The 18,020-nt window shown below is 60.0% G+C and carries 15 protein-coding genes and 9 pseudogenes; 16 read left to right on the top strand and 8 right to left on the bottom strand.

Annotation, left to right across the window (positions count from 1 at the left end):
• A pseudogene (locus IVA82_RS46010) lies at positions 1-536 on the bottom strand (transposase); the annotation flags it as partial.
• Between the two features lie 101 nt (positions 537-637).
• Between IVA82_RS46010 and IVA82_RS46005 the strand changes: the two are divergent.
• A pseudogene (locus tag IVA82_RS46005) lies at positions 638-748 on the top strand (IS5/IS1182 family transposase); the annotation flags it as partial.
• A gap of 572 nt (positions 749-1,320) precedes the next feature.
• Here IVA82_RS46005 and IVA82_RS46000 read toward each other — a convergent pair.
• On the bottom strand, positions 1,321-1,845 hold the full coding sequence (locus IVA82_RS46000) for a hypothetical protein (protein WP_247493953.1): 525 nt from the start codon (positions 1,843-1,845) through the stop codon (positions 1,321-1,323).
• 292 nt (positions 1,846-2,137) lie between these two features.
• On the opposite strand from IVA82_RS46000, the gene IVA82_RS45995 reads away from it, so the two are divergent.
• From IVA82_RS45995 to IVA82_RS45985, 3 genes are all read left to right on the top strand, one after another.
• Complete coding sequence (locus IVA82_RS45995; RefSeq protein WP_247493952.1) at positions 2,138-3,577, top strand: caspase family protein; 1,440 nt, start codon at positions 2,138-2,140, stop codon at positions 3,575-3,577.
• 308 nt (positions 3,578-3,885) lie between these two features.
• On the top strand, positions 3,886-4,125 hold the full coding sequence (locus IVA82_RS45990) for a hypothetical protein (protein WP_247493951.1): 240 nt from the start codon (positions 3,886-3,888) through the stop codon (positions 4,123-4,125).
• Between the two features lie 3 nt (positions 4,126-4,128).
• Entirely contained in the window at positions 4,129-5,052 is a 924-nt protein-coding gene (locus IVA82_RS45985; protein WP_247493950.1) for a glycosyl hydrolase 108 family protein, read from the top strand.
• Between the two features lie 172 nt (positions 5,053-5,224).
• Here IVA82_RS45985 and IVA82_RS45980 read toward each other — a convergent pair.
• Positions 5,225-5,423: pseudogene (locus IVA82_RS45980) on the bottom strand (IS3 family transposase); the annotation flags it as partial.
• Here IVA82_RS45980 and IVA82_RS45975 point away from each other — a divergent pair.
• Complete coding sequence (locus IVA82_RS45975; RefSeq protein ID WP_247493956.1) at positions 5,398-5,568, top strand: hypothetical protein; 171 nt, start codon at positions 5,398-5,400, stop codon at positions 5,566-5,568. The pseudogene IVA82_RS45980 and the gene IVA82_RS45975 sit on opposite strands and share 26 nt — an antisense overlap.
• A 37-nt stretch (positions 5,569-5,605) precedes the next feature.
• A pseudogene (locus tag IVA82_RS45970) lies at positions 5,606-6,075 on the top strand (IS3-like element ISRj2 family transposase); the annotation flags it as partial.
• A gap of 34 nt (positions 6,076-6,109) precedes the next feature.
• Here the strand turns inward: IVA82_RS45970 and IVA82_RS45965 are convergent.
• A complete protein-coding gene (locus IVA82_RS45965) occupies positions 6,110-6,340 on the bottom strand; it encodes a hypothetical protein (protein WP_247493949.1) in 231 nt (76 codons plus the stop codon).
• Positions 6,341-6,625: 285 nt separating this feature from the next.
• Here IVA82_RS45965 and IVA82_RS45960 point away from each other — a divergent pair.
• The 3 genes and pseudogenes from IVA82_RS45960 to IVA82_RS45950 all read left to right on the top strand — a co-directional run bounded on the left by IVA82_RS45960 (position 6,626) and on the right by IVA82_RS45950 (position 8,511).
• Positions 6,626-7,321 (top strand): annotated as a pseudogene (locus tag IVA82_RS45960) (hypothetical protein).
• Between the two features lie 9 nt (positions 7,322-7,330).
• Positions 7,331-7,477 (top strand): hypothetical protein, encoded by a 147-nt coding sequence (locus tag IVA82_RS45955; RefSeq protein ID WP_247493948.1) that lies wholly within the window; start codon positions 7,331-7,333, stop codon positions 7,475-7,477.
• Between the two features lie 767 nt (positions 7,478-8,244).
• Positions 8,245-8,511, top strand: coding sequence for a transposase (locus tag IVA82_RS45950; protein WP_247493947.1), 267 nt, complete (start codon positions 8,245-8,247; stop codon positions 8,509-8,511).
• Between the two features lie 195 nt (positions 8,512-8,706).
• Here IVA82_RS45950 and IVA82_RS45945 read toward each other — a convergent pair.
• Together IVA82_RS45945 and istA are read right to left on the bottom strand one after the other, a co-directional pair.
• A pseudogene (locus tag IVA82_RS45945) lies at positions 8,707-9,051 on the bottom strand (ATP-binding protein); the annotation flags it as partial.
• Positions 9,048-10,513 (bottom strand): annotated as a pseudogene (gene istA / locus IVA82_RS45940) (IS21 family transposase). The pseudogenes istA and IVA82_RS45945, both read right to left, overlap by 4 nt.
• A gap of 266 nt (positions 10,514-10,779) precedes the next feature.
• Between istA and IVA82_RS45935 the strand changes: the two are divergent.
• Positions 10,780-12,213, top strand: coding sequence for an IS30 family transposase (locus IVA82_RS45935; protein ID WP_247493946.1), 1,434 nt, complete (start codon positions 10,780-10,782; stop codon positions 12,211-12,213).
• Here IVA82_RS45935 and IVA82_RS45930 read toward each other — a convergent pair.
• A complete protein-coding gene (locus IVA82_RS45930; RefSeq protein ID WP_247493945.1) occupies positions 12,117-12,398 on the bottom strand; it encodes a helix-turn-helix domain-containing protein in 282 nt (93 codons plus the stop codon). The genes IVA82_RS45935 and IVA82_RS45930 overlap by 97 nt on opposite strands.
• Positions 12,399-12,436: 38 nt before the next feature.
• Between IVA82_RS45930 and IVA82_RS45925 the strand changes: the two genes are divergently transcribed.
• From IVA82_RS45925 to IVA82_RS45915, 3 genes and pseudogenes are all read left to right on the top strand, one after another.
• Positions 12,437-13,567, top strand: coding sequence for an IS630 family transposase (locus IVA82_RS45925; RefSeq protein WP_247493955.1), 1,131 nt, complete (start codon positions 12,437-12,439; stop codon positions 13,565-13,567).
• 92 nt (positions 13,568-13,659) lie between these two features.
• A pseudogene (locus IVA82_RS45920) lies at positions 13,660-13,962 on the top strand (integrase core domain-containing protein); the annotation flags it as partial.
• 466 nt (positions 13,963-14,428) lie between these two features.
• Positions 14,429-15,154: a RolB family protein gene (locus tag IVA82_RS45915; RefSeq protein ID WP_247493944.1), complete on the top strand. Its 726-nt coding sequence runs from the start codon at positions 14,429-14,431 to the stop codon at positions 15,152-15,154.
• A 169-nt stretch (positions 15,155-15,323) separates the two neighbouring features.
• Here the strand turns inward: IVA82_RS45915 and IVA82_RS45910 are convergent, their stop codons facing one another.
• Positions 15,324-16,544, bottom strand: a complete 1,221-nt coding sequence (locus IVA82_RS45910) for an IS701 family transposase (RefSeq protein ID WP_247398974.1) — start codon at positions 16,542-16,544, stop codon at positions 15,324-15,326.
• Positions 16,545-16,658: 114 nt separating this feature from the next.
• Here IVA82_RS45910 and IVA82_RS45905 point away from each other — a divergent pair.
• The 3 genes and pseudogenes from IVA82_RS45905 to IVA82_RS45895 form a co-directional block, all read left to right on the top strand.
• Positions 16,659-16,970 (top strand): annotated as a pseudogene (locus IVA82_RS45905) (IS5 family transposase); the annotation flags it as partial.
• Positions 16,910-17,410 carry an IS5 family transposase gene (locus tag IVA82_RS45900; protein ID WP_247493954.1) on the top strand — a complete coding sequence of 167 codons (501 nt, stop codon included), beginning with the start codon at positions 16,910-16,912 and terminating at the stop codon, positions 17,408-17,410. The pseudogene IVA82_RS45905 and the gene IVA82_RS45900, both read left to right, overlap by 61 nt.
• 58 nt (positions 17,411-17,468) lie before the next feature.
• A partial coding sequence (locus tag IVA82_RS45895; protein ID WP_247493943.1) for an IS701 family transposase occupies positions 17,469-18,020 on the top strand: 552 nt, incomplete at its 3' end.

The raw sequence follows: 18,020 nt of genomic DNA, 5'->3' as shown, positions 1-18,020 counted from the left end.
CGAGGCGCGCTTGGAGATGGATGCCATCGGCCCAGATGTAGACGTAGCGCTTCGCCGACAGATCGCGCCTCTGCCACGCGGCGTGCTCGTCGAGCCAGCTATCCTTCAGGCGACCGATGGCAGATGCCGACAACCCGGCAGCATCCTTGCCGAGCAGCGCAGCCAGCGCCTCGGAGAAGTCGCCGGTCGAAATACCCTTCAGGTAAAGGATCGGCAGCAGCGTCTCGATCGACTTCGACCGGCGCATGTAGGGCGGCAGGATCGGCGGCGTCCGCTTCGCGATCGCGTACACGCGGCTGGCGGACGGCGACCGGACCGATGCCGGTCATCACCTCGCGCTCCGGCAGGTAACCGTGGCGGACGACGCGCTGGTGGCCGTCCCGGCTCTTCAAATCGGCATGCTGGCTGAGAACGTCTGCAACCTCGGCCTCGACCGCTTTGGCGAGAAGGGCACGTGCCCTATTGCGCAAGACTTCTGTGAGTTGATCGTCGAAGATTCCTGGCTGAATCAGATGGATGACGTTATCGTTGGACACAGCATATCGCTCCTTCGGTGGAGAAGTGGAGGCGTCCAGCACCCCCACGATATGCCGCCTTTCCGATTCCCGCCGTCACCAACTTTGGGCGATAGCTCGAATGCTTCTCCAAGCTCAACCAATTCCGCCGCGTCGCAACCCGCTTCGAAAAGACCGCCCGAAATTACCTTGCCGTCGTCACTTTCGCAGCCATCATCTTATGGATGCGATAAGTGTCCACACCTACCTAAGGCGGATTTCGCTCGTCTGGAGGAGAACGGCGAGACACAGCTGTCGCGCACCGCGACGCCGATGCTCGCCTCCTGACGAAGCGCGGCCACACGATCGCCGGATACGGTGTGCAGCTCGCGACGGACGAAAAACACAAATTGATCGTTGCCAGCGAGGTCGTCAATGACGGCAACGATAGTGGGCCAATTATATGCGACGGCCCGCTGCGGCCAAAGCAGCTCTCGGCCGGCTACCAAGCATATTTGGCATTCAGGGCTTCATCGAAAGCCTGGCCAACTAGTCGCGAGCGTAGGCGCGATTGCGGATTAAGAGATCGCGGCTCCGGTACGGCACAAGGCGCCAGGTCAGAACTAACGACACGCACGGCTCTGGCCCCGTTGACTTCGATTATTCTGTCAGGCGGGCGGTTCTTGCGCAGCCTCTGACGCGTTGACCACATCTCCAAAACAATTGAAGCAGCCAGAGTCTCTGGCAGAGTGATACAAAGGGATCAGGAGTCGGTCAGCTTTCAACTAACACACCGCTTCAAGCGGCCCCGCTCCGCGGGTCCATTTCAGTCGTCACGGGCTGCGACCTGAGTAGTTGTTGCATCTTCTCCAAAAGTTGCAAAAACCTCCATGTCTGCCGATTGCGTGAACGTCGACCGCTTCGTGTCGATCCACTGGTCGAATGCCGCGTCGAGGCCGCGCAGGGATTCAAGAAACGTGTCGGGATCCCGCTGGGATACTGACCGTTGGGCGCGGGCCGATATGCCGATCCCGTCGATCCACACTTTCGCAATCTTCAGCGAGACGCGGTCTTTTTCGATGCAAATCAGTTCCGGAGCGATCGCGATCATGCCTCGCCTCAGCTCCATAAAGCTTTGCCGGAGACTGGCTCGCGCCTGTTGATCCCAGCGCGTGCTCCAGAGCAACTTGGTAAGGCGGCTGCGCGGGACGGTAGACTCCCCGCACATGGCGAGATAAGCCAAGATTGCCTGAGCTTTGCGGCCGCGGGGCAGAATGCTTTCGCCCGTCCAACTCCACGCCTCCATGGCGCCAAAGACGCGCAGTCGCAGTAGTGGCCTGACTTCCTTCAAACTCGATCTCAAATGTCATCGCCCCATCTCTAACCGCTGACCTATATCAACGCGCACAATGAGATGAAAGCGCAGTCTGATTTCTTCCGGATCCATTCGACTCTGCGAGTGTCGCACTCGCGCCCTCCAGCACTCTTATCGCACCTGATCGCGCTGAGAGTGAACCGCCGTCATTCAAGAGAGTGAATGAGCCGCCACCCTCGCGTTTGACGTGAGTTTCACGACACTTCTGTCGAGGCGACTGTATTGTAACGGCAGCACCTTCCGCGGCACGCCGTCTGCAGAGAGTTCCATGCCTGAACATCCGAACCCGAAGCAATCGCAGGGCGACGCGACCGCCGCACGTGAGACAAGCGCCGCGAAGCGGCGGGCCGTAGTCGTGGGGATCAACGATTATCAAAGCGGCAACAACCGCCTTCCAAGCTGTATTAATGACGTCAACTCCTTCGAGAAGATGCTCAAAGAGGATTACGCATTCCAGGAAATCGTTCGCCTTGTCGATTCCGACGCCACGGTAGCCAATGTAACAGCCGCGCTTCAGAAGCTACTCGCAGACGCATCGCCCGATGATCGAGTGGTTTTCTTCTTTTCTGGTCACGGATCGGCTGAATTGCGAAGCGGGCTGGTCGAAGAATGCATGGTTCTCTACGATGGATATCTCTTCGATGACGCGCTCAGTCAGATAACGCAAAGCCTGCCGCCTGGAATATTCACCCTCATCGCCGATTGCTGCTTTTCCGGAGGGCTCGAAAAACGCTTGCTGATGCCGGTCTCTAGGAAGTGTGGTGAAACCAATCGGGCTCGCGTCAAAGCCTATACTCATCCAACGAGCGAGAAGTTCATCGACCACGTCCACGCTGAGGACAACGCAGTAGAAGTTAAACGATTTGGTGTGGGGCCCCTCCTCAAAACGTCACACGTGCAGGCCGCTAGCTCCGCGTTCCGATTGGATAAAACGCGGCCGGTGCAGCTGAACGGCGTGCTTCTGTCCGCCTGTCTCGAAAGCGAACCGGCGGCCGCGAGCACCCCATCAACGGGAGGGAAGTCGGCCTTTACCTTTGCCTTGCTCCAATCCTTAAAGGAGCGCGGTCGCGGAGCACCGTTGGGTGCGCTTACGAGAGGCGTGCAGTCAATCATCGAGGGTATCGGGCTTACCCAGACGCCTACTCTAAAGGAGCCCCCGGTTCCGGGCGACTTACGCCTTCGTACTTTTATCAACTTTGATCAGCCCAAGCTTGATGAAAGCTGGGAGACCGGAGCCAACCTCACGTCGGGCCGACTCGACATCGTTGAACGCGCGCGAACTGACGGATCAGCTATGGAAGGATCAACTATGGATGCATCAACGCTTATTCAACTGCTAACCCTCCTGGCTAAAGAGAACATCCCTGCGGAGCCAACGATTTCAGCTAAGGAAAATGCAATCTTGGCTTCCGCGATCGCCTCGATGGTCGCTGCCGCATTCAGGGAGCAGCAATTTGACATAGATGCCAGCAGCTTTCCCGGCCAAGCCGGCCAGCTTGTAGGTGACATTGCGAGACATCAGCGCTCCGCCGAGCAAAAGTTGTTCGGCATTAACAATGCGAGTCTCCTGCCGACGATCGCCTCGATAGTCAGGGCGATCGTCGAAGGCCAGCAGCCAGACAGACTCGAAAAGAGCCTGGTCGGCCACGCCCTCCGCGTCGCGCCCATGATCGCGTCGGTAATCAGAGCGCTGATCAAAGGCCAGTAGGCAGGCGAAATCGAAAGAGCCTCGCCGGCCGGGCAGTAAGCGTCGTGCGCGATCTCATCAAGGATCAACAACTGATGAGCAGAAGCTGTTCGGCTTGAACATGGGGATCTGAGTAAGTGTTGGCGTCGGTGAGGCAGATCGACTCCAGACCAGTTACATGAATGAGCCTTCACTAGACGAACAAAATAACGCCAAGGCGTGGCCGTCTTGCGGCGGCTGCCAGTTTCGGCCCGCTCCTCGTCACTCGGATCGAGTGGGCCCTCTTCACGACCGTATCTACCAACCCTATGCGGCAAAGGAGACTATGGATGACGTCATCTCGCGAGCCGAAAGCTACCAAATTCACCCGCTTCGAAGCATTCATCGGTGGATCCTGGCAAAACTTCGAGGGGACAATTGTCCGCACCAAGGATACGCTAACGGTGGAACGTGAGCTTGTCTCCGCTGAAGGCAAGCCGTTCCGTGTAATGAACGTGTTTAATCTCGGCCAGATTCAGGCCTTTGCGATAGCGTCGCCGATTGAGGAGCCGTCCACCCGCGCATCATAGGCATTGTTCGCGCCGATATTGCCAAGGCGAGACCTTCGAGAAGACAAACGACATCACGAGGCTTGCCATGACGATGTGCACGGCAAGAGCCTCCAAGGTAAGCTCTCACTTGGACTGAACCTGACTGTGGCAGCCGAAAATCGTCCAGCCTGTCTGGCTGTGACTGTCAAATACGAAGGCGGATACTCGAACAACCCAAATGATCGGGGCAATTGGACCGGCGGGCACGTCGGCATCGGAACTCTGAAAGGAACCAAATACGGCATCGCAGCACATGCATATCCGACTCTCGACATCAAGAACCTGACGCTTGAGGACGCAAAGTCGATTTATGAAAAGGACTATTGGAACAAAATGCACGGTGATCATCTGCCTTACGGCGTCGATCTCGCGACGTTTGATGCTAGCGTGATGTCCGGGCCTCGGCGAGGCGTTCGCTGGTTGCAAGGGGCGGTCAAGGCCAAACAGGATGGTATCGTCGGAAATGAGACGATTGCGAAGGCGCTTGCCGCTAATGGCAAAGCGACAATCCAACGGATTTGCGCGAATCGTCGGGGCTTTGTGCAGTCCCTTTTAACGAGAGCGCATTTCGGTAAGGGTTGGTCCCGGCGCATTGCTGAGGTTGAGGCGCAGGCCGTCACCATGTGGCTGACGCGCGGAACAGGGCAACTAACGGAGGAGGACCGAGCGGAGATAAAGCAGGATGGCATCGCTGCACAGAGCAGGGCTGTTGCTCAAGACAGGAGCGCAACGTGCGCCGTTGGTGTCGCAGTTGGCGTCGGCGTCGGCGATACGATCCTGAACCGGGGCCCCGATTGGGTCGTGATTGGCGGCGTCGCTCTTCTTCTGATCGGCGCGGTTGGGCTCTGGATCAACGCCAGCCACAATAAGGAGCGAGACGTGGCCTACGCTGCTGTGGCTGACTGAACCTCATAGCGGTCAACCAGAGCAGCCTTGGTCGCCTGCTCCCGCAACGCTTCCGGCGCGATCGTTGCCTTCAGTGCAGCCTCGGTCTTGCGTCTCCTCTTCGTAATCATGCGCTCCGTCTATGAAACGGAAAATCTCCTTCCAACTCAGCACGTCGTCCCAAAATCGGCGTCCATTTCATCCATCTCGCGATTCCGGCTTTGGCCTCGTGGCGATCCGAATAACGCTTGAGATAAATGTCCTCGAATTTGAGAGAGCGCCACAGCCGCTCGATGAACACTTTGTCCATCCAGCGGCCGCGACCGTCACGCCGGTGGCTGCCAACCTACCGGTGAAGGCGGGCTGGTGAACTGGCTGCCCTGGCCGGTATTCTCGCGACGATGCGGCATCGCGCTGAGATTCCAGGCGCGCATGGAAGACGACGGCGAGTGCATGCTGGTGCTGATGGGCGCGACGCCGGAAAAGAGAGCTGGCTCCGCAAATTCGGACAGTAGCTTGAGTGGATTTTCTGCCTGACAGCGGCGAGGATTCTTGCCGCGAATCAGGAGCGAAGATGACGAAGAAGAGCCGCCGGACGCATTCTCCGGCATTCAAGGCGAAGGTTGCTTTGGCTGCGGTCAAAGGCGACAAGACGCTGGCGGAGCTGGCGCAACTGTTTGATGTTCATCCGAACCAGATCACGATCTGGAAAAACCAGCTCCTGGAAGGCGCCGCCGGCGTGTTTGGGCATGACAAGGCATCGGCCGAGACGCCGGTCGATTTGAAGGCGTTACATGCCAAGATCGGCGAGCTGGCGTTGGAAAACGATTTTTTGTCCGGCGCGCTCACCAAGGCGGGCCTGCTGAGCGCAAAGCGATGATCGACCGCGGTCATGATCTTTCTATCGTGCGCCAGGCGAAGGTCCTGAAGCTGGCTCGCAGCACGGTCTACTATGAACCTCGGCCAGTTTCGGCCGAGGACCTTGCCTTGATGCGTCGGCTCGATGAGCTGCATCTCGATTATCCCTTCGCGGGAGCGCGTATGCAGGCGGCATGCTGATCGCGCTGCGCTCCTTCCGTCACTCTGGCCCATCCTTCGCCGATCTCGTGCCGTATGCAGGGCTTGTTGCAAACGGGATCGTGCTCTTGAAGGACGGTTCGCTGATGGCCGGCTGGTATTTTGCCGGGCCGGACTCGGAGAGCTCGACGAACGCCGAGCGCAACGAGGTCTCACGCCAGATCAACACGATCCTGGCGCGCCTCGGCTCAGGCTGGATGGTCCAGGTCGAGGCGGTGCGCGGGCCCACCACGGATTATCCTGCAGGGCAGGACTGCCACTTTCCCGATTCAGTGACGCGCGCGATCGACGACGAACGCCGCAGCCGTTCGAGCAGGAGAGGGGACATTTCGAGAGCCGCCACGCGATCATTCTGTCCTGGCGGCGGCCCGAGCGGCGGCGCGCCGGACTGGCGCGCTACCTCTATTCCGATGCCGAGAGCCGGTCGGCCTCCTATGCTGATACGGCGATCGAGAGCTTCCGCGCCTCCATCCGCGAAGTCGAGCAATATCTCACGAGCGTCCTGTCCATCCGACGCATGGAAACGCGCGAGATTGAGGAGCGCGATGGCACGCGCGTGGCGCGCTACGATGAACTGTTCCAGTTCATCCGCTTCTGCATCACCGGCGAAAATCACCCCATCCGCTTGCCGGACATCCCATGTATCTCGACTGGCTCGCGACGGCCGAGCTCCAGCACGGCCTGTCGCCCACGGTCGAGAACCGCTTTGTCGGCGTGGTCGCGATCGACGATTTTCCAGCCGAGAGCTGGCCGGGAAATCGTCAATTGGCTCGACCTGATGCCGCTGACCTATCGCTGGTCGTCACGCTTCATGTTCCTCGACGGCCAGGACGCCCCGCAGAAGCTCGAGCGCACCCGAAAGAAGTGGCAGCAGAAGGTCCGCCCCTTCCACCGACAGCTCTTCCATACGCAAAGCCGCTCGGTCGACCAGGATGCGGCCGCGATGGTGGCTGAGACTGAGGATGCGAACGCGGAAGCCTCTTCACAACTCGTCGCCTACAGCTAGTACACGCCGGTCATCGTGCTGTTCGACGAGAGCAGCGCGCGCCTGCAGGAGAAGGCCGAGGCGGTCCGTCGCCTGATCCAGACCGAAGGTTTTGGCGCGCGGATTGAAACGCTGAACGCGACGGAAGCCTTCCTCGGCAGCCTGCCGGGCAATTGGTACGCAATATCCGCGAGCCCCTCATCAACACGCGCAACCTCGCGGACCTGATCCCGCTTAATGCTGCTGATCGAGCAGCTCAAGCTTGCCCAGGCCGAGCAGGAAAGCAAGGCCGAGATCGCGGCTCCAGACCTCCAGAAGCCGCCAAACGGAAACGTGCACAAATCCGCGACCGCCTCGACGTCCGCTGCCGCGACAATCTGCTAGTCGAACGCATCGTTGAACCGGCGCCTTGTGTATGCGGCAAATGCGGCAGCCGAGCGGCCGCACAAGCTCAGCGAGGTGGTGTCGAAGACCCTTGAATGCGAGCCGCGGCGCTGGATGAGTGCACGAATGCACAAACAAAGAAAGCCTACAAAGCCATACATCCTGCCGCCGCGGCAGGCGGCGGCAGGCCGGGGGAAGTCTTAATGGCAATAATCAAACGTCGCCGCGTCGACCGTACCCGTGATCCGCATCCGAGCCACCGCAGCAAACTCGATCTCGATCGACCCGCCGCTGTTGGACGGCGGGACCGGACACGGCGGCGGCCCAGATTCCGCGATCACCATGGCCGGTACTAGGCCAGATTAACGGGTTAACGGGCGGTATCCTTCGGCTCAGGCCGAAACGACTGTCGCCATCGCAGCAGCAATGAGCGCGAAACGCCGCCGCGCTATTGCCGCGGCGCCTGTAAGCTCTCCAGGACGATCTTGAGCTTCTCATCTTCGGACCAGCGCGGCCGCCGGCCCGTCTCCACCGCCTCAAGCCGTTCGATTCGGGCACTGCGCCTATCACTGAAGGACAGTTCTCAACATCACGCTCATTCGGCGAGGCGGCCTTCACCGGGCTTCACTGGTCTTCACTGGGCTTCACTGGCTTTCAATTACCCATAACTTTGACCACTCGAGCTGATCCGCTGATCGGCGAAATCTTGAATCGAAAGAATCACTTGTGATTCCTTGCTGAGCACCTGATTCGCGAGGGGGTGCTCTATGGGGCTGACATTGAGGGATCGATCGGCAAAAGGCTGTTTGCGATTCTTGGACGGTGAATGTTGGATTGATCGAGAGATTAGTGGATGTCAGTTTAGGGACGCGCGGCTCGGCGACAGATTCCGCAAACTGCTCACGCAGATTGGAAGCGCCATGGGACAAAGTATTCCGCTCGTCTGCCAGGATTGGGCGAATACCAAGGCAGCCTACCGCTTCTTCTCTAATGACCGGGTCAGCGAAGCGGACCTTCGACGGTTCGCCGTCTGATCGAAGAACAGAGCTTGCCTGCGCAGCAGCTGTGCAAAGGCGCACCGTGGATGATCAAAGCGGTTGATCTGGAACATCCCGATGTCAAGCGCGCCGCGCATGCGCGGCGGTTCCGGCGGCCATCGTCTGGCGATCCGGGTCAAAAAGAGCTTCAACTCTAAGGGGGTAGCGAGATGGGCAGTATGAATCTGACTCGGGCGGACCGAAGAGGAGCAGATTGGCGCCCTTCTCGAGCCAGGCGTCGCCGGCGGTAATCGCCATAATCTGGGCCCTGGAGATCATCGGCACGGCCTCGAACTCGAAGGTGTCGAGGGTCTTGCCCGGCAGGAGGTGGGCTTCGACGAGACGGCGCTCGATGCGGCGGCGATCGCGCTCGGCGAGTTCGTGTTCCGCGATGGCGGTGAGGAAACGGGCAGCGGGCCAGCCTTCCTTATCGGCCTGTTCGGCGAATTTGGGCCATATGAGCTTGATGGCAGGAAGACGCAGTTCGTTGAGAAGGATGCCAAGCTTGGCGGTATCGATGGTGCTGTTCGTCTTCATGCCACGTCTCCCATCGTCAGGCCGGCACCGATCAGGGCTTCATAGACATTGAGCGGCACGAGGTGGATCTCGACGTTCGGCAGTGCGGCGGGATCGGGCGCGAAGTGGGCCCGCAAAGCGGCCATGTCCGGCAATTGCCCGGTCTCCAGAGCGGTGGAAAGCTTGTCGGCCAGTTCGCTCTCGCAGCCGCGCTCATGGGCGAGCGCGAGCAGATCGGTCATGACGCGGCAGGCCTGGCGCTCCGGCAGGCGCATCAGGAGCGCGTCGAAGGTTCGCCGGTAAGCGTCGCGTGGAAACAGCTGATCGCGATAGACGAGGCTGAGCAGCGCCATCGGCTTCCTGCGCAGCGAATGGATGACATGGCGATAGTCAACCACTTGGTCGTGCTTGCCGGAAGCATGAGGGCGCCCCCGCGTCAGGGTCATGAGCGGGGTGCCGCCGATGAACAGGTCCAGCCGGTCGTCGAACAGGCGCACCCCGGAGCCGATGGCCGATCAGGCGCGAGGGCACGGTGTAGAATACCTTGCGCAGCGTGAAGCCACCCGAGGAGGTGACGCGGACGCCGCTGGCCCGGCAGGGGCTGCAGTCCGGCGCGTTCGAGGTCGATGCGCTTGGCATTGCGGGCGTTGCGGCGGCTGACGATCTCGTCGATGAAGCCGCGATAGGCGGCCAGATCGGCGAAATCGGCAGAGCCCCGCATCAGCAGCGCGTCCTGGATGGCGCGCTTGAGATGGCCGTGCGGGCCTTCGATGGCGCCGTTCTCGTGGGCGATGCCGGTATTGTTGCGCGAAGGCGTCATGCCGTAATGACGGCAGAACTCATCGTAGCGGCGCGTCAGGTCTGTGCAGGCTTGGGGGTCGAGATTGCGGAAGGCCGCCGAAAGGCTGTCGGTGCGGTGTTCGCGCGGTACGCCACCGAGCGACCACAGGGCGTTCTGCAGCCCTTCCGCCAAGGCCACGAAACTCTCCCCGCCGAGCACGACATGAGCGTGTTCGAAGCCGGAATAGGCCAGCCGGAAGTGATAGAGCCGGTGATCCAGCGCGGCGCCGGCGATCGCAATGCCGGCATCGCCCATGTCGGTGAAATCCGAAAGGCCCATCCGGCCGGGCTCATGCACCTGCCGGAAAATGATCTCACGCTCCGCGCCATGAATGGCGCGCCACGATCGGATGCGCCGCTCCAGCGTGCGGCGAATGCCGCCGCCCAGCTCGGGATGCCGCCGGATCATCTCCTCAAAAATAGCGACGGAGCGGAGGCCCGGGGAAGCCTGCAGCATGGGCACGACCTCGGCTTCAAAAATATCGCCCAACGGGTCGGGCCGGCGCCGCTCGCGGGGCGCCTTCCTTTGCGAGGGCAGCCTCGGGTCCTTCTCGATGCGATAGGCCGTGGCGATACTGATCGACGCCTTCGCCGCCGCGGCGGCAGTGGGATTAGTCTGACGGAACTTCATAAAGAGCCTCATCTGGTGATCGGTTACATGGCGGCCAGGCACAAAGTGATTCCCCCTCGCAGAAGAACCACCTCCATACCCGGCCGACCGGGATCACCGGGCGGCACGGCCCCTTCCGGGATCGCGCCGCCGGCGGGCTCGTAACTCCGGTCGGGCTACGCCCTCCCTGCATTACAAGCCCGTCGGCCTCTTCACATCCAGATTGACGCTCCACTTCCATCCTGATTGTCGCGCCGCATTCAAACGGTCGTCGCAACACTCGGAGTTTGGAGGTTGCGATGAACGTTGTAAGGCGCAGATCGGCGCGGTCAGGACGAGCCCCATTGCCGTCGCCAAAACGGCCCTCTGTTGCAGGGCGCAATGAACAGAATAAATGTTGGCGGGCGATTGCCGCTGGGTTAAGCAGCGAAGATGCTGCACTCGAAGCCGGATTGTCACAACCTGTCGGAAGCAGATTATTCCGAAAGGCGGGCGGCATGCCACCAGCGATGTTCAGATCTTCGGCAAAGGCGCTCTCCGGGCGGTACCTCTCGTTGATTCAGCGCGAGGAGATCGCACTTCTCAAGGTGCAGGGCCATTCCATACAGCAGATTGGACGCCGCCTGGGGCGGGCTGCTTCGACAGTCTCCCGTGAACTGCGGCGCAACGCGGCCACCCGCGGCGGCGGGCTGGAGTATCGGGCAACAACTGCCCAATGGCATGCGGATCGATCCGCCCGCCGGCCCAAGCCGACCAAGCTTGCGCTCAATGCAACCTTGCGCACTTATGTGGAGGAGAGACTTGCTGGCGGCGTCGTAGCCCCGACCGGCGCTCCTGTTCCTGGTCCCGCCGTTCCGTGGAAGGGGCGCCGGCATGGCCCACGCAAGGATCGGCGATGGGCCAAAGCCTGGAGCCCTGAGCAGATTGCCCGACGCTTGCCGATCGACTTCCCGGACGACAAGACGATGCGCATCAGCCACGAAGTTATCTATCAAGCTCTCTTCGTTCAGGGCCGTGGCGCGCTGCGCCGCGAGCTGACGGCCTGCTTGCGAATAGGGCGTGTACTACGGATGCCCAGAGCGCGCGTACGCAGGCCAGGCAAAGGCTTTGTCTCCCCGGAGATCATGATCAGTGAGCGCCCTGCTGAAGTTGCCGATCGAGCAGTGCCGGGACATTGGGAGGGAGACCTCATCCTCGGTGTTGGCAGCTCGGCAATCGGCACGCTGGTCGAGCGCACGACGCGCTCCACGATGCTATTGCACCTTCCCCGGTTGGCGGGGCATGGCGAAGCGCCGCGCGTGAAGAACGGACCTGCGCTCGCGGGACACGGGGCCGAAGCCGTGCGCGACGCGATCACGCGCACCGTCATCACCTTACCCGAAGAACTGCGTCGCTCGCTGACTTGGGATCAGGGAGCCGAAATGGCTCAGCACGGTCGTCTCAAGATCGATGCGGGTATCCAGGTCTACTTCTGCGACCCGCAAAGCCCTTGGCAGCGCGGCACTAACGAGAACACCAACGGGTTGCTGCGGCAGTACTTCCCGAAAGGCACAGACCTGAGCATCCACAGCGCCGACGAGATATCCGCTGTGGCAGCGGCCCTCAATGCCCGACCGAGAAAGACACTAGTGGTTCATCACAGTGATCTCGACGTTTTGATACCGAGCCATTCGAGGATCGGCAAGCTTTCCGGCGGCACGAGGATTTCGATGCTTCTGGGGACGCCAGGTTGACGTCGGATGAAGCCGTTTCGTTCGAGGGTGACGATCATTTGGTGGACCGAAGGCGGGCTGACGCGGAAGTGGCGCTGGATGTCGGCTTCGGCGGGTGGACGTCCGAACATGTGGGCGTAGGTATGGATGAAAGCCAGGTAATAACCCTGCTTCTCGGTGAAGCGCGCGCCTGATTTTTGACTCATCGTTGGATTCGTCCCGGCCTCCGACAAGGAGGCAAAGCATGAATGTACGTTATCGGGTCGAATTGAACCAAGCCGAGCGCAACGAACTGACGGCGATGCTCGGCGGCGGCAAGCACGCCGCCCGCAAGCTTAAGCGGGCGCAGATTTTGCTGGCGGCCGATGGAGGCTGCCGCGACGAGGAGATTGCTCGGACCGTGAGTGTCAGCCTCTCCACCGTCGGCCGGACCAAGCGCCGCTTCGTGGAAGGAAATCTGGAGCGGGCCTTGAGCGAGGAGCCGCGTCCGGGCGCTGAGCGCAAGCTGACCGGCAAGGAGGAAGCCCTGCTGGTGGCGACCGCATGCGCCAAGCCGCCCGCCGGCTGCAAACGCTGGACGCTGACGCTGTTGGCCGACACGATGGTCAAGCTCACCGATCACAACAGCCTGTCGGGCGAGACCGTGCGTCGCCGGCTGGCCGAGAACGACCTCAAGCCGTGGCGCAGGGACATGTGGTGCATTCCGCATGTCGACGGCGAATACGTTGCCCGCATGGAGAACGTGCTCGACCTCTACGCCGAGACGCAGAATCCCGCCCGGCCGCTGGTCTGTTTCGACGAGACTCCCATCCAGCTGATCGGCGAGGTGCGCCAGCCGGTCCCGGCCCAACCGGGACAGCGCGAGCGCTACGATTACGAGTATCGCCGCAACGGCACCGCCAATCTCTTCGTCACCTTCGATCCACATCGGGGCTGGCGCAACGTCAAGGTCACCGACCGCCGCGCCGCCGTGGACTACGCCCACTGCATGCGTGATCTCGTCGACGTCCATTATCCCGACGCCGCCTGCATCCGTGTCGTGCAGGACAATTTGTCGATCCATAAGCCTGGGGCGCTGTATGAGGCCTTCGCGCCCGCCGAGGCCCGGCGCATCCTGCGCCGCCTCGAATTCCACTTCACCCCGAAGCACGCCAGTTGGCTCAATATGGTCGAGTGCGAGATCAGCGTGCTACAGCGCCAGTGTCTCGGCCGCCGCATCGACGATCCCAAAAGGCTCCGAAACGAGATCGCAGCATGGCAAAAGAGGCGGAATAAAACCCGAGCCCGCATCAAATGGATGTTCACAACAGATAAAGCCCGCGCCAAACTCGGCCGAGCCTATCCAGCCACCCCCAAAGAGTCAAAATCACTGTGATGAACCACTAGGCTGGAAAACGCCGGCGGAGGCGCTTGACGAATTGCTGTCATGAGTGAAAATAACTGGTGTTGCGACGACCGTTTGAATCCGCCCAATACGTATCCATTAAGTACACAGAGCGCTTGGCTGAAGCTGGTGTCGAGCCTTCTGTCGGTAGCGTCGGAGACTCCTATGACAATGCTCTCGCCGAAACGATCAATGGACTTTACAAGGCGGAGGTGATCCATCGGCGTGGACCGTGGCGGAACTTCGAGGCCGTCGAGTTCGCTACCCTCGAATGGGTCGACTGGTTCAACAACCGAAGGCTCCTCGAGCCCATCGGCAACATCCCGCCTGCCGAAGCCGAGCAACGCTACTACGCCATGCTGGAACAACCCGCCATCGCGGCGTAACTTAAACCAAACGGCCTCCGGCAAACCCGGCGCGGTTCATTGCAAAAGCTTACGTGCTTCTTGGGCGAGGGTGAGAGAAAAACGGCTGTCGCATAGGGGAAGGGGCAAATACTGTTCTAGCGGCGGAACTACGACAGAGAATAAATAATATATTGTGTGCAGCCGTTAGCCCTCGCTATAGTTCAGGGGGCGCAACTTATCGTGTTCTGCACGGGACTACCCGGCTTGCTAAGCAACAACACGTCACCAAGAGCAAGTTACCGCTACGAATTCTGGAAGCGCCAGATTAGTCCCCGGACAACAATGAAAGCTAGTGAGGGGGGCATTGATTGGTGATTGAGCATTATATATGGCTTTGTCGCTCTTCGTTTGTGCTGTGCAAACACCCACTTTCGTACCAAACGCGCATATATCAGAGTGCCCAGGCAATTTTTCAAATTGCAGCTCAACTTTCCGGTAGACTCGAATGGGTTGCGTTCTCGGGGCACCTCGCCAGCAATGGCGCGATTACTCCGCTCAAACAGCGCTCCCCCCCTACAAGCGCCCAACCTATGTTGCCGCCCTCTTTAAGCCAGCCTCTCGAAAACCGCTGCAAGACCGCCTAAGCAAAGAGGAGACGCGATACAATGATTTTCTTAATGACCAGTTGCTCGTTGCGCAGCGCGCTTGGGTTTCAAATGTGCGGTCTCGAGGTTTGGAAGTCGAATCGGCCGACACGCTCTGCGTCTATCCGTTCATGACTATTTCGACCCACTCCGCTCAATTGGAGCGGATTGCAGCGAGCCAGGAGTCCGGCAATTCAAAGATAGATCAGCTATTGTACATCTACATGCCCGCAAAACAAGCACAAGAATGTGGGAGGAGGCAGAGCTTGGACTATGTTCCAGACTACATGCGCTTTCTGGACTTTGGCGGTCTACGAAAGATCATGGCCGTGTCGCATCCGCCGTATGCAACAAATACCAATAAGCGCGCGATGGTCGAAAGGTACCATTCAGCTGGCTGCGGCGAGGTCGACGAGAGCGACATTGCATATTGTGCTGTCATTACCCAGACCAGTTTCACCGATTATGTCCCCTCGATGGATTGTTACAAGCGTGTTGGATATGGTCCAATTGACGTGCTCGCTGTTGCGCCAGTTCTGTTTGCGAACGAGAGTCCTGTTGAGCCTTCTTCGGAAGATTCGGACTAGCATTACAGTTGCTTTTTTGATTTGAAGTGGGCGCGTTGAGCGGCAGCCTGGTGAGCTCTGCGCCAGAAGGACCATGCGATGATGTGTGCGGGTTGAATCCGCTTCCGCGCAAGTCTGATAGCAATGCGGCGGATTTCCTGGATTGACCAACGGATCAGTGGTGGGGTGGTTATGTTTTGGCTTTTGCCGGGGGGCGCCGTTTCGTTTTTTTGGGCGGTGGCGGATTAGCGCGATGTCGGATCGCGGCCATCATGGCGAAGGCGAGCATCACCAAGGACACATGACGGTGCCAGCCATGCCAGGATCTGCTCTCGTTGTGATCGAGCCCGAACTCGTTTTTCGCGGTTTCAAAGCTGTCCTCGATCGCCCATCGATGGCCTTCGACCGCGACCAGCGTTTCAATGGCTGTTCCCGCTGGGCACCAGGTGGTGAAGAAGGCGAGGTCATCATCGGCAATGCGACGACGGATCAGTAGACCGCGTGTCCACAAACCGTCATTTGCACTGTTGGACTGCTCGGCCTCGAGATCCGCCAATTCGAGATAACACCAATCGTGCAGCCGCGGTCCTTTGGTTCCGGCTCCCGCCGACAGGCGCTTCCAGTCGGATGAGCGCCGCGTCCGGGCGAGGTCTGCAGCCGTACCGGCGACCGGCGGTCGCTTGCCCCAGGATCGAAACACATGAGCGCTGCTGACCCCAAGCACGTAGCCTTTGCCTGCCCGACGTAGTTGCTGTTCGATGTTGCCAACACCGTAGACGGTATCACCGGCAACCCACTTGAATGGTACAGACCCGGCTATCGCGCGTGCGATCATTCTCGTCGCAAGCTTTGGTTTGGTCGCAAAGCCGACATCGGCAGGCACATATGTGGCTTCCAGACGATCTGGATCGTCGGTCCATTCCTTCGGAAGATACAACGCGCGATCGATGAACGCATGGCCATGACGCGAAACGTAGGCAGCGAAGACGCCGATCTGGCAGTTCGTGATCTTTCCTGCCGAACCAGTGTATTGCCGCGCCACTCCGCATGACGCTTTGCCCTGTTTGAGAAAGCCGGTCTCGTCGATCACGAGCACCGCATCGTCATCCGCCAAATGCTCGATGACATAGTCGTGCACGATATCGCGCAGGGCATCAGCGTCCCAGTCTCCACGACCCAGAATCGCCTGCTGCCGCCATGGGCCGGGATCGCCAGCCGCCTCCGCGCGCATCCAACCGGTCTTGCGCTGCTCATCTCCGAGCAGACCTTCCAGGAACAGGCCTGCATTCGTCGCAACACGCTCTTGCGTGAACAACGGACGTATCCGTTGCTTGATCTCTCGAAGCGACGCCGCCCACAACGCAAGCGTCTCCTCAACCGACGCGGCCCGCGCCCACGACATTCGAATCATGGTTGCCCATGGATTCAGAAGCCCGCAACAAAAGCAACTGTAATGCTAGGGTCTGTACCTAATTAGCGAGTTCTGATTCCCTCGTGCCAAGTTGATTCGGCACGGGGGACTTCGATGCGCAAAGGACTGTTCTGGCTCAACGACAAGCAGTGGGCTCAGATAGAGCCGCATCTGCCAACGAACCAGACCGGCCCGGCGCGCGAAGACGATCGACGCATTATCAGCGGTATCATTCACATGCTCCAGTGCGGCGCACGCTGGCGCGATTGCCCGTCCGACTATGGCCCTTACACGACGATCTACAATCGGTTCAATCGCTGGGCTAAGCGCGGACATTGGCAGGCGATCTTTGAAGCGCTCGCCCGCTGCGGCAAGGACCGAGTGGCTTTGTCGATCGACTCCACCTCGATCAAAGCGCATCGCTCGGCGAGCGGCGGAAAAGGGGGGAGTGTGAACAGGCGATCGGCCGCTCGCGCGGTGGGCGGACCACGAAAATCCACGCGCTGAGCGACCCTGATTGCAAACCTTGCGCATTTCATCTCACTCCGGGACAAGCCGCAGACATTGCCGCAGGGCCGGCCCTTTTGAAGCTCGCGCCGCCCATGTCTTCCCTCATTGGGGACAAAGGCTACGATGGCGACGGCTTTCGCGCCGAAATCGTCAATCGCGGCGCGAAACCCGTCATTCCAAACAAATCCAACCGGGTAACCCTCCACAGCTTCAGCAAGCGCCTCTATAAAGGGCGCAATGTTATCGAGCGCTGTTTCTGCCGGCTCAAGGATTTCAGGCGTGTTGCTACTCGCTACGACAAACTTGCCAGAAACTTCTTGGCCGCCGTCCACCTCGCCGCTTATTGGATCAATTGAGTCTGAACCCTAGCATTACAGTTGCTTTGTTTGCGGGCTTCTGAATCCATGGGCAACCATGATTCGAATGTCGTGGACGCGGGCCGCGTCGGTTGAGGAGACGCTTGCGTTGTGGGCGGCGTCGCTTCGAGAGGTCAAGCAGCGGATACGTCCGTTGTTCACGCAAGAGCGTGTGGCGACGAATGCAGGCCTGTTCCTGGAAGGTCTGCTCGGAGATGAGCAGCGCAAGACCGGTTGGATGCGCGCGGAGGCGGCTGGCGATCCCGGCCCATGGCGGCAGCAGGCGATCCTGGGTCGCGGGGATTGGGACGCTGATGCCCTGCGCGACATCGTCCGGGACTATGTCATCGAGCACTTGGCGGATGACGATGCGGTGCTCGTGATCGACGAGACCGGCTTTCTCAAGCAGGGTAAGGCCTCGTGCGGAGTGGCGCGGCAATACACTGGTTCGGCAGGGAAGATCACGAACTGCCAGATCGGCGTCTTCGCTACCTACGTTTCGCGTCATGGTCATGCGTTCATCGATCGCGCGTTGTATCTTCCGAAGGAATGGACCGACGATCCAGATCGTCTGGAAGCCGCATACGTGCCTGCCGATGTCGGCTTTGCG

This window comes from Bradyrhizobium sp. 142 (genome assembly GCF_023074015.1).
GTDB lineage: Bacteria > Pseudomonadota > Alphaproteobacteria > Rhizobiales > Xanthobacteraceae > Bradyrhizobium.
This window is presented reverse-complemented; position numbering and strand designations above follow the sequence as displayed.

What these genes read in the sequence shown, in the direction of transcription:
- IVA82_RS45915 (WP_247493944.1), top strand. Translation starts at nt 14,429, where the DNA reads ATGGGTTGCGTTCTCGGGGCACCTCGCCAGCAATGGCGCGATTACTCC.
- IVA82_RS45950 (WP_247493947.1), top strand. Translation starts at nt 8,245, where the DNA reads ATGGGGCTGACATTGAGGGATCGATCGGCAAAAGGCTGTTTGCGATTC.
- IVA82_RS45930 (WP_247493945.1), bottom strand. Translation starts at nt 12,398, where the DNA reads ATGAGTCAAAAATCAGGCGCGCGCTTCACCGAGAAGCAGGGTTATTAC.
- IVA82_RS45955 (WP_247493948.1), top strand. Translation starts at nt 7,331, where the DNA reads ATGCTGCTGATCGAGCAGCTCAAGCTTGCCCAGGCCGAGCAGGAAAGC.
- IVA82_RS45995 (WP_247493952.1), top strand. Translation starts at nt 2,138, where the DNA reads ATGCCTGAACATCCGAACCCGAAGCAATCGCAGGGCGACGCGACCGCC.
- IVA82_RS45935 (WP_247493946.1), top strand. Translation starts at nt 10,780, where the DNA reads ATGAACGTTGTAAGGCGCAGATCGGCGCGGTCAGGACGAGCCCCATTG.
- IVA82_RS45925 (WP_247493955.1), top strand. Translation starts at nt 12,437, where the DNA reads ATGAATGTACGTTATCGGGTCGAATTGAACCAAGCCGAGCGCAACGAA.
- IVA82_RS45990 (WP_247493951.1), top strand. Translation starts at nt 3,886, where the DNA reads ATGACGTCATCTCGCGAGCCGAAAGCTACCAAATTCACCCGCTTCGAA.
- IVA82_RS45910 (WP_247398974.1), bottom strand. Translation starts at nt 16,544, where the DNA reads ATGATTCGAATGTCGTGGGCGCGGGCCGCGTCGGTTGAGGAGACGCTT.